Origin of the sequence: Micromonospora sp. WMMD735 (genome assembly GCF_049178995.1) — a bacterium.
GTDB lineage: Bacteria > Actinomycetota > Actinomycetes > Mycobacteriales > Micromonosporaceae > Micromonospora > Micromonospora wenchangensis.
Genome location: NZ_JBMHMJ010000002.1, coordinates 4,376,167 through 4,390,209, shown reverse-complemented (window position 1 = coordinate 4,390,209; position 14,043 = coordinate 4,376,167). Strand labels below are relative to the sequence as shown.

General features: G+C 73.0%; 14 protein-coding genes. 4 read left to right on the top strand and 10 right to left on the bottom strand.

Going from position 1 to position 14,043, the window contains the following annotated elements; all coding sequences use genetic code 11:
- Window positions 1–24: 24 nt before the first annotated feature.
- Window positions 25–942: an SDR family oxidoreductase gene (locus tag ACN268_RS18835; protein ID WP_421484342.1), complete on the top strand. Its 918-nt coding sequence runs from the start codon at window positions 25–27 to the stop codon at window positions 940–942.
- Here ACN268_RS18835 and ACN268_RS18830 read toward each other — a convergent pair.
- Window positions 933–1,928 (bottom strand): helix-turn-helix transcriptional regulator, encoded by a 996-nt coding sequence (locus ACN268_RS18830; protein ID WP_421484341.1) that lies wholly within the window; start codon window positions 1,926–1,928, stop codon window positions 933–935. The two genes, ACN268_RS18835 and ACN268_RS18830, sit on opposite strands and share 10 nt — an antisense overlap.
- An 84-nt stretch (window positions 1,929–2,012) precedes the next feature.
- Between ACN268_RS18830 and ACN268_RS18825 the strand changes: the two genes are divergently transcribed.
- Both ACN268_RS18825 and ACN268_RS18820 read left to right on the top strand, forming a co-directional pair.
- Entirely contained in the window at window positions 2,013–2,807 is a 795-nt protein-coding gene (locus ACN268_RS18825) for an EI24 domain-containing protein (RefSeq protein ID WP_421484340.1), read from the top strand.
- A 1-nt stretch (window position 2,808) separates the two neighbouring features.
- Window positions 2,809–3,324, top strand: a complete 516-nt coding sequence (locus ACN268_RS18820) for an O-acetyl-ADP-ribose deacetylase (protein ID WP_421484339.1) — start codon at window positions 2,809–2,811, stop codon at window positions 3,322–3,324.
- Between the two features lie 79 nt (window positions 3,325–3,403).
- On the opposite strand, the gene ACN268_RS18815 is transcribed toward ACN268_RS18820, so the two are convergent.
- The 7 genes from ACN268_RS18815 to ACN268_RS18785 form a co-directional block, all read right to left on the bottom strand.
- Entirely contained in the window at window positions 3,404–4,453 is a 1,050-nt protein-coding gene (locus tag ACN268_RS18815; protein ID WP_421484338.1) for a GNAT family N-acetyltransferase, read from the bottom strand.
- A gap of 138 nt (window positions 4,454–4,591) precedes the next feature.
- Entirely contained in the window at window positions 4,592–5,599 is a 1,008-nt protein-coding gene (locus ACN268_RS18810) for a LacI family DNA-binding transcriptional regulator (RefSeq protein ID WP_421484337.1), read from the bottom strand.
- 19 nt (window positions 5,600–5,618) lie between these two features.
- On the bottom strand, window positions 5,619–6,998 hold the full coding sequence (locus tag ACN268_RS18805; protein ID WP_421484336.1) for a GH1 family beta-glucosidase: 1,380 nt from the start codon (window positions 6,996–6,998) through the stop codon (window positions 5,619–5,621).
- The gene (locus tag ACN268_RS18800; protein ID WP_421484335.1) at window positions 6,995–7,828 is read right to left on the bottom strand and encodes a carbohydrate ABC transporter permease; all 834 of its coding nucleotides are present in this window, start codon (window positions 7,826–7,828) and stop codon (window positions 6,995–6,997) included. Before ACN268_RS18800 ends, ACN268_RS18805 begins: the two co-directional genes overlap by 4 nt.
- Complete coding sequence (locus ACN268_RS18795; protein ID WP_421484334.1) at window positions 7,825–8,811, bottom strand: carbohydrate ABC transporter permease; 987 nt, start codon at window positions 8,809–8,811, stop codon at window positions 7,825–7,827. The genes ACN268_RS18800 and ACN268_RS18795 overlap by 4 nt, the downstream gene beginning before the upstream one ends.
- A gap of 85 nt (window positions 8,812–8,896) precedes the next feature.
- A complete protein-coding gene (locus tag ACN268_RS18790; protein WP_421484333.1) occupies window positions 8,897–10,204 on the bottom strand; it encodes an ABC transporter substrate-binding protein in 1,308 nt (435 codons plus the stop codon).
- A gap of 300 nt (window positions 10,205–10,504) precedes the next feature.
- A complete protein-coding gene (locus tag ACN268_RS18785; protein WP_421484332.1) occupies window positions 10,505–11,266 on the bottom strand; it encodes a maleylpyruvate isomerase family mycothiol-dependent enzyme in 762 nt (253 codons plus the stop codon).
- Window positions 11,267–11,336: 70 nt separating this feature from the next.
- On the opposite strand from ACN268_RS18785, the gene ACN268_RS18780 reads away from it, so the two are divergent.
- Entirely contained in the window at window positions 11,337–12,428 is a 1,092-nt protein-coding gene (locus ACN268_RS18780) for a UDP-N-acetylmuramate dehydrogenase (protein WP_421484331.1), read from the top strand.
- 9 nt (window positions 12,429–12,437) lie between these two features.
- Here ACN268_RS18780 and ACN268_RS18775 read toward each other — a convergent pair whose 3' ends face one another.
- Entirely contained in the window at window positions 12,438–13,235 is a 798-nt protein-coding gene (locus tag ACN268_RS18775; protein WP_421484330.1) for a class I SAM-dependent methyltransferase, read from the bottom strand.
- A 6-nt stretch (window positions 13,236–13,241) separates the two neighbouring features.
- Window positions 13,242–14,009 (bottom strand): SDR family oxidoreductase, encoded by a 768-nt coding sequence (locus ACN268_RS18770; RefSeq protein ID WP_363650757.1) that lies wholly within the window; start codon window positions 14,007–14,009, stop codon window positions 13,242–13,244.
- Between the last annotated feature and the right edge of the window lie 34 nt (window positions 14,010–14,043).

Here is a 14,043-nt window from a genome sequence, read left to right as displayed (position 1 = left end):
GGTATCACTGCCACCCTCGACGGTATGACGACGACACCGTTGGAGGGAAAGGTCGCGCTGGTGGCCGGCGCGACCCGGGGCGCGGGCCGGCAGATCGCCATCCAGCTCGGCGCGGCCGGGGCGACGGTCTACGCCACCGGCCGCAGCAGCCGGGCCGGCCGCTCCGAGCTGGACCGTCCCGAGACCATCGAGGAGACCGCCGAGCTGGTCACCGCCGCCGGGGGCACCGGCATCGCGGTCCGGGTCGACCACCTGGTGCCCGAGCAGGTACGCGACCTGGTGGCCCGGATCGACGCCGAACAGGGCCGGCTCGACGTGCTGGTCAACGACGTGTGGGGGGCCGACCCGCTGATCACCTGGGACAAGCCGGTCTGGGAGCAGCCGCTGGACGCCGGGTTCCACACCCTGCGCCTGGCGGTGGACACCCACATCGTCACCAGCCACTTCGCGCTGCCGCTGCTGATCCGTCGCCCCGGCGGGCTGGTCGTCGAGATCGGCGACGGCACCCGGGCGTACAACGACACGCACTACCGGCTGTCCGTCTTCTACGACCTGGCGAAGGTGTCAGTGACCCGGCTCGCGTACAGCTGGGGGCACGAGCTGGCGCCACACGGGTGCACCGCCGTCGCGCTCACCCCCGGCTGGATCAGGTCCGAGGCGATGCTGGAGCACTTCGGGGTGACCGAGGAGACCTGGCGCGACGGCGCGGCGAAGGACCCGCACTTCGTGATCTCGGAGACGCCGGCCTTCGTCGGGCGCGCGGTCGTCGCCCTGGCCGCCGACGCCGACCGGGCCCGCTGGAACCAGGCGTCCGTCTCGGCCGGCGAACTGGCCCGGGTGTACGGCTTCACCGACCTCGATGGCAGCCGGCCGGACGCCTTCCGCTACCTCAGCGAGGTGGTCGAGGCGGACCGGCCCGCCGACCCCACCGGCTACCGCTGATCCGGGGGAACGGGGGCGACGCCGTAGAGGGCGGCTGAGCGGGCCGCCGCGTCGACCAGACGGGCCCGCAACTCCGGCGGGTCGAGCACCTCCGCCTCCGGGCCGAAGGCGAGCAACTGGGCGTACGCCACCTCGACGGACTCGACGGGCAGCCGGGTCACCACCCACCCCTGCCCGTCGGGTGCCCCGGCGGCGGCCAGCGCCTCCTCGTACGCGAAGGGGATGTCGGCGAGGAAACGCAGCCGGCGCAGGCCGACCGGGCTGACCCGCACGGTGACCCGCTCGGCGAGCATGCCCCGCAGGAACGCCTCGGCCTGCTCCCGCCAGTAGCCGCCCAGGTCGAAACCGTCGTCGCGGACGAACGTCGCCGGGTCGGGCACGACGTCGACCACCCGGTCCACCCGGTAGGTACGCATCGCGTCACCGACCCGACCGACGAGATACCAGGTGCCGCTCTTGAGCACCAGCCCGTACGGCTCGACCCGGCGGGTCACCTCCCGTTCGCCACGCCGGTACCGCAGCACCACCACCCCGTCCCGCCACACCGCGCGGGCCAGCTCGGTCAGCCAGCGGGGCGGGGTGGACTCCCGGAACCAGCCGGGTACGTCCAGGTGGAACCGTTGCCCGGTGCGGGCCGGGGCGTCGCGCAGGCTCGGCGGCAACGCGGCGAGCACCTTCAGCTCGGCGGACGCCACCGCGTCGGCCAGCCCCAGGTCACCGGCGGGGCCGGGAAGCCCGGCGAGGAAGAGCGCCTCCGCCTCGTCGCGGGTCAGCCCGGTCAGCCGGGTCCGGTAGCCGCCGAGCAGCCGGTACCCGCCGGCCCGTCCCCGGTCGGCGTAGACCGGCACCCCGGCGGCGGACAACGCCAGCACGTCCCGGTAGACGGTCCGCTCGGACACCTCCAGCTCGCGGGAGAGTTCGGCGGCGGTCATCGTCTCCCGGGCCTGCAACAGCAGCACCAGGGAGATCAACCGGGACGCCCGCACCCCTGCATCCTGCCGGCCCGACCCGGCGCGCGACGCCACCGGGTGTCCGGTGGCGATGGTGTACGGCCGATAGGCTCTGCGGTCGTGAACGGACCCCGTACGATCGCCGCGCCGGTGACCGGTGCCACCCGTCGCTTCTTCGGCGGCGTGGGCCTGCTCCTGCGCGGCCTCGGCCTGTACGTCCGCAGCCCGGGGCTGATGCTGCTGGGCGTGGTGCCGGCGCTGCTGTCCGCCGCGCTCTTCGTCGCCGCGTTCGCCACCCTGATCTACTTCGTGGACGAGTTGGCGGCGTGGGTGACCCCGTTCGCCGACGACTGGTCGGACACCCCGCGCAGCCTGGTCCGGGTGATCGCCGGGTTGGCCTTCCTCGGGCTCGGCGGGCTGCTCACCGTGGTCGGGTTCACCGCGGTCACCCTGGTCATCGGCGACCCGTTCTACGAGAAGATCTCCGAGCGGGTGGAGGACCGCCTCGGCGGCACCCCCGGCGCGGTGGAGGTGCCGTTCGGGGCGTCGTTGCGGCGCAGCATCGTCGACTCGCTCCGGCTGATCGGGCTCTCGGTGCTGTTCGGCATCCCGCTGTTCCTGGCCGGTTTCATCCCGGTGGTCGGGCAGACCGTGGTGCCGGTGGTCGGCGCGGCGGTGGGTGGTTGGCTGCTCGCCGTGGAGCTGGTCGGTGCGCCGTTCTCCCGGCGCGGGCTGCGGCTGCCGGACCGGCGGGCCCGGCTGAAGGCGGACCGGGCCACCTCGCTCGGCTTCGGCGTGGCGGTCTTCCTGTGCTTCCTGATCCCGCTCGGTGCGGTGCTGGTGATGCCGGCCGCCGTCGCCGGGGCGGCGCTGCTCGCCCGCCGCTCACTGGGCCAGCACATCGAGGAGGGCTGACGTGGAGGTGACCCTGGTCCAGGGGGACATCACCGCCCAGCGGGTCGACGTGATCGTCAACGCGGCCAACTCGTCGCTGCTCGGCGGCGGAGGCGTCGACGGGGCGATCCACCGCCGGGGCGGGCCGGCGATCCTGGCGGAGTGCCGGGCGCTGCGCGCCTCGCGGTACGGCCGTGGCCTGCCCACCGGCCAGGCGGTCGCCACCACCGCCGGTGACCTGCCGGCCCGCTGGGTGGTGCACACCGTCGGCCCGGTGTACTCCGCCACCGAGGACCGGGCCGCCCTGCTGCGTGACTGCTTCGCCAACAGCCTCGCCGTCGCCGACGGCCTGGGCGCGACCACCGTCGCGTTCCCGTTGATCTCCGCCGGCGTCTACGGCTGGCCGCCCGACGACGCCGTACGCCAGGCGCTGGCCGTGTTGCGCCCGGCGACCCCGACCCACGTGACCGGGGCCCGCCTGGTGCTTTTCGACGCCGGTACCCACGCGGTCGCCACCCGCGTCCTCGCCGAGGGCTGATCGTCGCCCTCGGTCGGCATCCGGCCGGACCGGGCGGTCCGACGTTCCCGCAGACCGGGTGGTCCGGCCGGGCTCGCTGTCAGGGCAGGTCGCGCAGGCAGGACCAGGCGGAGGCCACCGGCCGGTAGCCGAGGCGGGTGTTGACCGCCAGCATCGGCGCGTTGGCCTCGTCGTTGGAGGTGTAGGCCGTGCGTACCCCGCGACCGGCGGCCCGGTGCAGCGCGGCCTGCTTGGTCAGCCGGGCCAGTCCCCGCCCCCGGTACTCCGGCCTGGTCGCGGTGAAGTCGGACCACATCCGGTCGCCGTCCCGCTTGACCAGGCTCAGCGCGACCAGCGTGCCGTCGACCTCGGCCACCGTCCCGGCCTCCAGGTCCAGTCCCGGGTTGTCCCAGCACTCCGAACGCCACAGGGAGTAGCTGGTCGCGTCCACCGGCACGTCGCCCGGCTCGCCCACCGCGGCGGCGGCGTCGAGGAGGTGGACCTGGTACGGGTCGAGCCCGGTGAGCGGGAGCAGCCGTACCCCGGCGGGCGGCTCGGGCATCGGCGGGGCCGGGTGCAGGTCGAGCGCCGAGTAGCGCAGCTCCCGGCTGGGGGTGAACCCGTGCCGGTGGGCGTACGGCAGCGAGCCGGTCTGCACCCAGGTGCGCACCCGGCGGACCCGCAGTGCGGCCAGATGGTCCAGCGCGGCGGTGAGCAGCGCGGTGCCGACGCCCCGGCCCCGGTGCTCCGGGTGCACGTGCAGCGTGGAGACGTCCCCGAAGTCGGGTACGGAGGTGTGCGCGTTCCGGTAGGCCGAGGCCCAGCCGACGATCAGGCCGTCCGCCTCGGCCACCCAGGCCGTCCAGTCCTCCTCGGGCGGCGGCTGGGCGATCATCTGCCGGGTCGACGCGACGCCCCGCACCAGGTACGGATGGACCAGCGACCGCAGCGCCACCACCCCCGGCGCGTCGTCCGGCCGGGCGGTGCGGATGCGCCACCCCGCTCCCGGTCGGCTCAGTGGCCTGGCGGAGTGGGCGTGGGCGGGTGGGACAGGGGGCCGGCGCTGTTCGGCGGTGCCGGTCGGCTGAGTGGTGCCGGTTGGCTCGGTGGTGCCGCTCGGTGCGGGCGGCGATGCGGCGGCGTCAGGCATGCCCGCGAGCGTAGGCACGGGCCGGTGTCGCCGGCCACGGCTTTTCCGCACCCGCCCCGTTCGTTGCTCTGAGTGACGGCACCCTCGGCTCGACCCTGCTGATTCGCCAGACTGTCGATGGTCAACCGTCGGGTGCGGTCAGGCGGACTGCCTGATCACCAGCTCGGTCGGCAGCACCACTGCCCGCTCCACCTCGGCACCGTCGGCCAGGGCCAGCAGCAGCCGGGTCATCTTCCGGCCCAGCTCGACGATCGGCTGCCGCACGGTGGTCAGCGGCGGCTCGGTGTAGGCGGCCGTCTCGATGTCGTCGAAGCCGATCACCGCGACGTCGTCCGGCACCCGCCGGCCCGCCTCGTGCAGCGCCCGCAGGGCGGCGTGCGCCATCAGGTCGGAGGCGGCGAACACCGCGTCCAGATCGGGGTACGCGGCGAGCAGTCGCCGCATCGCGATGGTCCCCGACTCGCGGGTGAAGTCGCCGTACTCGATCATCTGCGGCAGGCCGGCGGCGACCACGGTGTCGCGGTAGCCGGCGAGCCGTTCGATGCCGGCGACCATGTCCTGCGGGCCGGCGATGGTGGCGATCCGACGACGGCCGTTGTCGATCAGGTAACGGGTCGCCCTGGCGACCCCACCGATGTGGTCCACGTCGATGTAGGGCACGTCGGCGGCGTCCAGCGGCCGGCCGCTGCACACCACCGGGATGCCCAACCGGGCGAGCCGGCCGGGCAGCGGGTCCTCCCCGTGCAGCGAGGCGAAGAGCACCCCGTCGACGTGCCGGCCGGTGGTGTAGCGGGCCACCCGGTCGTGTCCGGCGGGCGAGCCGGCGAGCATCAGCACGAGCTGCTTGTCGGCGGCCTCCAGCTCCTGGGCCGCGCCCCGGATGAGCCCGGGGAAGACCTGGTCGTCGGAGAAGACCCGGGTGGCCGCCTCCGGCAGCACCAGGGCGACCGAGTCGGTCCGCTGGGTGACCAGGCTGCGGGCGGCCAGGTTCGGCACGTACCCCAGCTCGGCCACCGCCCGGCGGACGGCCTCCTGGATCGGCTCGGCGACCGTGGTGGAGCCGTTCACCACCCGGGAGACCGTCGCCCGGGACACGCCGGCCTGCCGGGCGACCGCCTCCAGGGTGGGCCGTTGTGCCGCCGTCATACCCGCCACCACCACCTCGTCACAGCCCGTTCCGGGAGATCACCTCCTGGTACCACCGGGCGCTCGACTTCGGGGTGCGCCGCTGGTTCAGATAGTCGACGTGGACGATCCCGAACCGCTTCCGATAGCCCTCGGCCCACTCGAAGTTGTCCAGCAACGACCATACGAGATAGCCGCGCAGGTCGACTCCGCGGGAGATGGCCTCGTGCGCGGCCCGTAGGTGCCCGTCCAGGTAGGCGATCCGGTCGGCGTCGTGGATCCGGCCCGCCGCGTCGGCCGCCGGGCTGCTGCCGTCGTCGGGGAACGCGCCACCGTTCTCGGTGATCATCAGCGGGAGCCCCGGGTAGTCGTTGGCGAGCCGCACCAGCAGCCGGGTCAGCCCGGCCGGCTCGATCTGCCAGCCCATGTCGGACACCGGGCCGGTGGCGGGCAGGAACTCCACCGCCCCCTCGGTGCCCGGGTAGGCGCTGCTGCCCGCCCCGTCCGGGCGGCCCGCGACGTAGGTGGGCGAGTAGTAGTTGATGCCGAGCAGGTCCAGCGGCGCGGCGATGATCTTCTCGTCGCCGTCCCGGACGAACGTGGGCTCCACCATCCGGGCGACATGTTCGAGCACGTCGGCCGGGTAGCCGGCGCCGGTCAGCGGGTCCAGGAAGATCCGGTTCTGCAGGCCGTCGACGAGACGTACCGCGGCGGCGTCGGCGGCGCTGCCCGGGTCGGCCGGCGCGACGTCCGCCGGGTTGAGGGTGATCCCGACCGTCCGCGCGCCGGCCGCCCGCAGCGCCCGTGCCGCCAGACCGTGCCCCAGCAGCAGATGGTGTACGGCCCGGAACGCCGCCCCCGCGTCCTGCACGCCGGGGGCGTGCACCCCGTTGCCGTACCCGAGGTAGGCCGAGCACCACGGCTCGTTGAGCGTCGTCCAGGTGCGGATGCGGTCACCGAGCCGGGCGTGCACCGCCAGGGCGTAGTCGGCGAAGTGCTCGGCGGTCTCCCGGCTGGCCCAGCCGCCCCGGTCCTGCAACGTCTGCGGCAGGTCCCAGTGGTAGAGCGTGACGATCGGGTCGATGCCCCGGTCGAGCAGCGCGTCGGTCAACCGGTCGTAGAAGTCCAGGCCGCGCGGGTTGACCGGGCCGGTGCCGTCCGGCCTGATCCGGGGCCAGGCCACCGAGAACCGGTACGCGGCCAGCCCCAGCTCGGCCATCAGCGCCACGTCGTCGGCGTACCGGTGGTAGTGGTCGCAGGCGACGTCGCCGGTGTGCCCGGCGAACACCTTGCCCAGCGTACGGCTGAAGGTGTCCCAGATGGACTCGCCGCGCCCGTCGTCGCGGGCCGCGCCCTCGATCTGGTACGCGGCGGTCGCCGCGCCCCACACGAAGCCCTCCGGAAATCGAACCTCATTCACGCTTTGACCGCACCTTCCATGATGCCGCCGATGATCTGGCGGCCGAACACGACGAACACCAGCAGCAGCGGCAGCGTCGCGATCGCCGTGCCGGTGAACACCTGCGACATGTCCTGGTAGTAACCGTCGGAGAGGGCCCGCAACGACAACTGCACGGTCGGGTTCTCCGGGTCGTTGAGCACAGCGTACGGCCAGAGGAAGTCGTTCCAGGTCGTCATGAACGTGAGCAGGCCGAGGACGGCGGCGGCCGGGCGCAGCGCGGGCAGCACCACGTTCCAGTAGATCCGCAGCGTGTGGCAGCCGTCGACCCGGGCGGCCTCGATCAGCTCGGTGCTGACCGCCTGGGCCGCGTACTGGCGCATCATGAACACGCCGAAGCCGGTGACCAGGGCCGGGACGATCACCGCCGGCAACCGGTCGTTCCAGTTCAGCTTGGTCATCAGCAGGTACAGCGGGATGACCCCGAGCTGGGTGGGCACCATCATGGTGGCGATGATGATCATGAGCAGCGCGTTGCGGCCCCGGAACCGCAGCTTGGCGAAGGCGAACCCGGCCAGGGTGGAGAAGAGCACCACCGAGCAGGTGACGCTGACCGCGACGATCGTCGAGTTGACCAGGCCGGTGAGGAAGTGCGCGTCGGGGTTGGCGAACAGCCGGGTGATGTTCGCGCCGAGGTTGCCACCGGGGGTGAGCGGTGGCGGCACCTGGCCCATCGCGTCGCTGCTGCGGCTGGCGACCACGAACATCCAGTAGATCGGGAAGATCGACAGCAGGGCGGTGAGCGTCAGCGCCGGGTAGGTGAGCCGGCCGGCCGACCGGATGCGGGTCATCGGTCCCCCTTGCGGGCGCCGCCGCCGAGCCGGCGCAGGATCAGTACGTTGATCGCCGCGACCACCGCGATCAGGGCGAAGAGCAGCCAGGCGACGGCCGAGCCGTAGCCGAAGTTGTAGTGCGGGGCGAAGGCGTTCTCGAACATGTACATGGTCATCGTCTGGGATTCGCGCAGCGGCCCGCCCCGGATCGCGTTGGTGCCGGAGTTGAACAGCCGGGGCTCGGTGAACAGTTGCAGTCCGCCGATGGTGGAGATGATCACCGCGAAGATGATCGTGGGTTTGAGCAGCGGCACGGTGATCGACCAGAACTGCCGGGCCCGGCCGGCCCCGTCGATCGAGGCGGACTCGTACAGGTCGCGGGGGATGGCCTGCATCGCGGCCAGGAAGATCAGCGCGTTGTAGCCGGTCCACCGCCAGTCGACCATGGCGGAGATCGCCGTCCAGGCGGCGAACCGGTTCGCCTTCCAGTCGATCGCGTCGACTCCGACGAGGTCGAGCAGCCAGTTGATCATGCCGAACTCGCGGCCGAAGAGCACCGCGAAGACGATCGCCACCGCCGCCGTCGAGGTGACGTTGGGCACCAGCACGGCCATCCGCCAGGTGGTCCGCGCCCGCAGCCGCCGGTTGAGCAGGTTGGCCAGCCAGAGGGCGGCGAGCAACTGCGGCACCGTGGAGATGACGAAGATGCCGAGGGTGTTCACCACCGAGTTCCAGAAGTCGGCGTCGGCCAGCAGTTGGGTGTAGTTCTGCGCGCCCACGAAGGCCGGGTCCACCCCCAACAGGTCCCAGTCGTGCAGCGACACCCAGAACGTGTACGCCAGCGGATAGAGCCCGAAGATCGCGAAGAGCAGGAAGAACGGCGTCACGTACAGGTAGGGCGAGTACCTGACGTCGAGCCGGGCCAACCGGTGCTCCCGCTCCGGCCGTCTGCTCCGGGTCCGTACCGCTCCCGGCGGCGGACCATTGACCTGAACAACCATCTCCCGTGCTCTTCCTCTCCTGGTCCCGGCCTGCTGCACCTGCCCGCCCGTCCGGGGCGGGGCCGTGACCCCGCCCCGGACGGCATTACTTGGCGGCGGCCTTGCGGGCGTTGGTGGTGGCGTCGGTCCAGCCCTGGGCGGGGTTGCGCTGACCCAGCTCGACGGTGCGCACGGCGTTCTCCACCTCGGTGCGGACGGCCTGGTTCTTGGGGCCCATGTAGACCGGCTTGAGGCTCTTCGCGCCGGCGGCGAAGATCTTGCCGACCGGGGCGTCGGAGAAGTACGCGTTCGTCGAGTTGACGATCGCCGGGTCGTCCAGCGCCTGCGGGGACGACGGCAGCGGCCCCTTCTCCTGGAACGCGCCGATCTGGCCCTTGGCGCTGGTCAGGAACTTGGCCAGTTCGATCGCCTCGGCCTGGTGCCGGCTCTGCTTCGGCACCGCCAGGTAGGAGCCGCCCCAGTTGCCGCCGCTGCCGGGCACCTGGGCGATGTCCCACTTGCCCTTGGCGTCCGGGCCGGCGTTGCCCTCGATCACCCCGGTCATCCAGGCCGGGCAGGCGATGGTGGCGAACTTGGCCTGCTTGAAGGCGGAGACCCACTCCTCGGACCAGGCCCCGTACCGGCCGGAGAGGCCGGAGTCGATGATGTCGACCGTGGTGTCGTACGCCTGGCGTACCGCCGGGTTGCTGTCGACCACCAGTTTGTCGGCGGTGTCGTAGTAGCTGTAGCCGGTGGTGTTGCCGGCGGTCTGCAACAGGATGGTGTTGAAGGTGTTGGTGGCGGCGTCCAGGAAGGCCGCGCCGGTGTTCTTCGCCTTGAACTGTTCGCCGACCCGCACGTAGTCGGCCCAGGTGGGCCAGAGCTTGGAGACGGCCTCCCGGTCGGTGGGCAGGCCGGCGGCGGCGAAGAGGTCCTTGCGGTAGCAGATCGCCATCCCGCCGACGTCGGTGCCCAGGCCGATGAGCTGCTTGCCGTCGGCGGTCAGCCCGCCGTTCCACTTCCACTCCAGGAAGTTGCCCCTGAGGTCGGCGGCGCTGTGGTCGAGCAGGTTGACGAAGTTCTGCGGGTTGGCCTTGTACTCGACGAGCAGCCCTTCCTCGATGGCGACCACGTCACCGGCGCCCTTGCCAGCGGCGAGCCACTGGGTGAGCTTGGGGGAGTACTCGTCGAGGTTGCCGCCGGTGCCCCGCTCGACGATCTTGATGCCGGGGTGGTCGGCCTCGTACTGCCGGTAGAGCTTCTCGTAGCCGAACTGGCCGAACACGTCGACGGTCAGCGTGACCGGTCCGCCGTCGGCGGCCTCGTCGTCGCCGCCGCAGGCGGTGGTGCCGAGCAGCGCGGTGGTGGCCACCAGGGCGATCGCCGCGAGGCGGCGGCGGGAAAAGACACCCATGGGTCGGACCCCTCTCAGGTCGGGTGGTGGGGTGTGGACCTGCGTATGAGCGGGCCGTACGGGTCGTCGGCCCGGATTCGATCTCGGTGAGAGAGCGCTCTCACGACAGGGTGGTGGGTCGATGGACTCCTGTCAAGAGAGCGCTCTCTCGCACCGTCGCCGGACCGCAGCGCCGACCGCCCGGGCTACGTGGGGGACGCTGGGAGCAACCGACCCCGAGCTACGCCGGGAACGCCGGGAGCGGCCGTCCCGGCGGGGACGGCCGCTCCTCGGTACGCGGCGTGCGGTGGCGGGCGGGCGTCAGCCGACGCGCAGGCCCTCCAGCAGGGAACGGTCCCCCACCACCGCGAGGGTGTCGAAGCTGACCCGGCCCCACAGCGCCAGCAGCAGATCGCTGGCCGAGCCGGTGACCTGCACCCGGGCGTGGTGGTCGTCGTGTCCGAAGACCGTCGCGGTGTCCAGCAGGGCCACCCCCTCGCCGCGCATCCGCAGGTACCAGTCCTGGGCGGCGTCGGTCGCGGTCAGGTGCACCACCCCCTGCCACTGCCCCGAACCGCTGCGCCGACCCGCCGGCAGCCAGGTGTCCAGCACCTCGCTGACCCCGTCGGTGGCGAGCTTCGCCTCGATCGGGTCACCGGCGGCGATGGCGAGCTGGGCGTCCCACCGGTGCACCGCCGTCTCGTGCGCCATCCGCCGCGGCCAGAACCCGGCCTTCTTCGGCTGCGGCGCCCAGTTCCACGCCGGGGCTTCCGGGTCGAGCGCGTCGAACAGGGTCATCAGCTGGTCGTACTGGTGCTGCCAGAGCTGGAGGGGGGACACCCCGGCGGGCAGCTCGGCGGTGTCGTCGCGGCGGGCCGGCTGTGCGGTGTCACCGGCACCGGCGACGGAGTGCACCCAGTGGTAGAGGCCGGCCAGGTGCACGGTCAGGTCCGCCACCGTCCACCCCGGGCAGGACAGCACGGGTGTCTCCGGCGGGGCCTCGGCGACGGCCGCGGCGAACGCCGGGCCGTCGACCCGGAGCGCTCCCAACCAGAAGTCCTTCGTAGCGTGCAGTCTGCTCATCGCAATCCTCCCCGGGGTGACCCGGCGACCAGTGGGTGCCGCGGCTACCCCTCAGCCTAGGGTGAAAGGCGTGTCAGACGTCTACGCCAAACCGACAACGGACGCGCAACCCGCCGATCCGGCCGCCCTGGCGGAATACACCACCCTGCGGCTCGGTGGTCCCGCGGCCCGCTGCGTGGCCGCCACCAGCGCCGACGAGATCGTCCACCGGGTCCGTGCGGCGCACCGGCGCGACGAGCCGGTGCTGGTCCTCGCCGGCGGCAGCAACGTGGTCGTCGGGGACGCCGGCTTCCCCGGCACCGTCGTGCTGATCCGGTCGCGGGGCTTCGACGTGGTCGCCGAGGACCCCGACACCGTCACCGTACGCGTCGAGGCCGGCGAACCCTGGGACGACCTCGTCGCCGCCACCGTCGGCAACGGCTGGTCCGGCCTGGAGTGCCTCTCCGGCATCCCCGGCTCGGCCGGCGCCACCCCCATCCAGAACGTCGGCGCGTACGGCCAGGAGGTCGCCGAACGGATCACCGGTGTCCAGGTGTACGACCGCGCCGAGGACCGGCTCGCCACCGTCGCCGCCGCGGACTGCGGCTTCGCGTACCGGGGGAGCATCTTCAAGTACAGCGACCGCTGGGTGGTGCTCTCGGTCGACTTCCGGCTGGACCGCTCGCCGCTGTCCGGGCCGGTCCGCTACGCCGAGCTGGCCCGTTCGCTCGGCGTCGAGGTCGGTGACCGGGTGCCGCTGGCCGCCGCCCGGGACACGGTGCTGACCCTGCGCGCCGGTAAGGGCATGGTGCTCGACCCGACCGACCCGGACACCTGGTCGGTCGGCTCGTTCTTCACCAACCCGGTGCTCGACCGGGCGGCGTACGACCTGCTGCGCGAGCGCTCCGCCGACGTCGGCGAACCCCCCTCCTGGCCCTGCCCGGGTGACCTGGTGAAGGTCAGCGCCGCCTGGCTGATCGACAAGGCGGGCTTCGCCAAGGGCCACCCCGGGCCGGGCGGCACCGCCATCTCGGGCAAGCACACCCTGGCCCTGACCAACCACAGCGGCACCGCCCGGACCGCCGACCTGATCGCCCTCGCCCGGGAGATCCGCGACGGCGTGCACACCCGCTTCGCCGTCCCTCTCCATCCCGAACCCGTCCTCATCAACTGCACCCTCTAGGTGGGTGGGTCAGGTGGGGGCGATGGTGGGCCAGGGGAGGGTCAGCTCGCCGTGACGCCAGCGGTGGGGCCGGTCGAGGACGGGCCAGCCGGTGGACCGGAGGGTGCCGACGGCGGTCAGCCACCGTTGGCGGGGGCCGAACGGAGCCAGCCCGGCGGCCGCCTGCCAGGCGTCGTCCAGGGCGCGGAGCAGGGCGTGGATACGTTCGCCCGGCACGTTGCGGTGGATCAGCGCCTTCGGCAGACGCTCGGCCAGCCGGGCCGGGCTCTCCAGCGTGGTCAGCCGGGCGGCCAGGGTCAGCGTCCGGGGGCCGGTGGAGTCGATCAGCAGCCAGCCGGCCAGCCGGCCCAACTCGTCGCAGGTGCCCTCGACCAGCACCCCGCCCGGGGCGAGCCGGTCGGTGACCGTCCGCCAGGCGTCGGCGACCTCACTCTCGTCGTACTGGCGGAGCACGTTGAACGCCCGGACCACGGTGGGCCGCAACCCGGCCAGTTCGAAGCCGCCCCGGGCGAACGTCAACCCCGGCGGGTCGGCGGCCGGCGCGGCGGCGGCCACCCGTACCGGATCGATCTCCAGCCCGACCACCCGGACGTCGGCGCGGACCCGGGCGGCCAGCCGGTCGCGCAGCTCGACGGCGGTGACCGGGGTGGCACCGTAACCGAGGTCCACCACCAGCGGGTCGGCGGCGGCCCGTAGCCGGTCGCCGCAGGTCTCGACGATCCAGTTGTCGACCCGGCGGAGCCGGTTCGGGTTCGTCGTCCCCCGGGTCACCAACCCCACCGGCCGCTGCCGACCCCGGTCAGCCATCCCGGGTCACGACCCGACCCGGTGCACCTTGTGCTGGGCGGCCTGGGCCAGCGGGCGGACCACCAGACGGTCCACGTTGACGTGGTGCGGGAGGGTGGCGCACCAGGCGACGCACTCGGCGACGTCGTCGGCGACCAGCGGCTGCGCCACCCCGGCGTAGGTGGCGTCGGCCTTCGCCGCGTCCCCGCCGAAGCGGTTCAGGCTGAACTCCTCCGTCCGGACCATCCCGGGGTCGATCTCGACCACCCGCACGGGCCGGCCGCACAGCTCCAGCCGCAGGGTGCCCGCCACGGCGGTCTGCGCGTGCTTGGCCGCGCTGTATCCGCCGCCGCCCTCGTAGACGGTGAAGCCGGCGGTGGACGAGACCACGACGACGGTGCCGGCACCGGAGCGTTCCAGGGCCGGCAGCAGGGCCTGGGTGACCCGCAGCGTGCCGAGCACGTTCACGTCGTACATCCACTGCCAGTCGGCGACCGAGCCGGTCTCCACCGGGTCCAGCCCACGCGCCCCGCCGGCGTTGTTGACCAGGACGGTGACCGGGCCGGGGGCGTCGGCGGCGGCGCGGGCCAGCCCGGCCACCGACTCGTCCGAGGTGACGTCGCAGGCCACTGCGGTGGCGCTGCCGCCGGCCGCCGCGATCTCGGCGACCAGACCGGCGAGCCGGTCGGTGCGGCGGGCGGCGGCGAGCACGTGGAAACCCTCGGCGGCGAGCCGGCGGGCGGTGGCCGCGCCGATCCCGCTGGACGCCCCGGTGACGATCGCGACAGAGGTCATCAGGCCATTCTCACCCCGGCGGCGTGACCGGCCG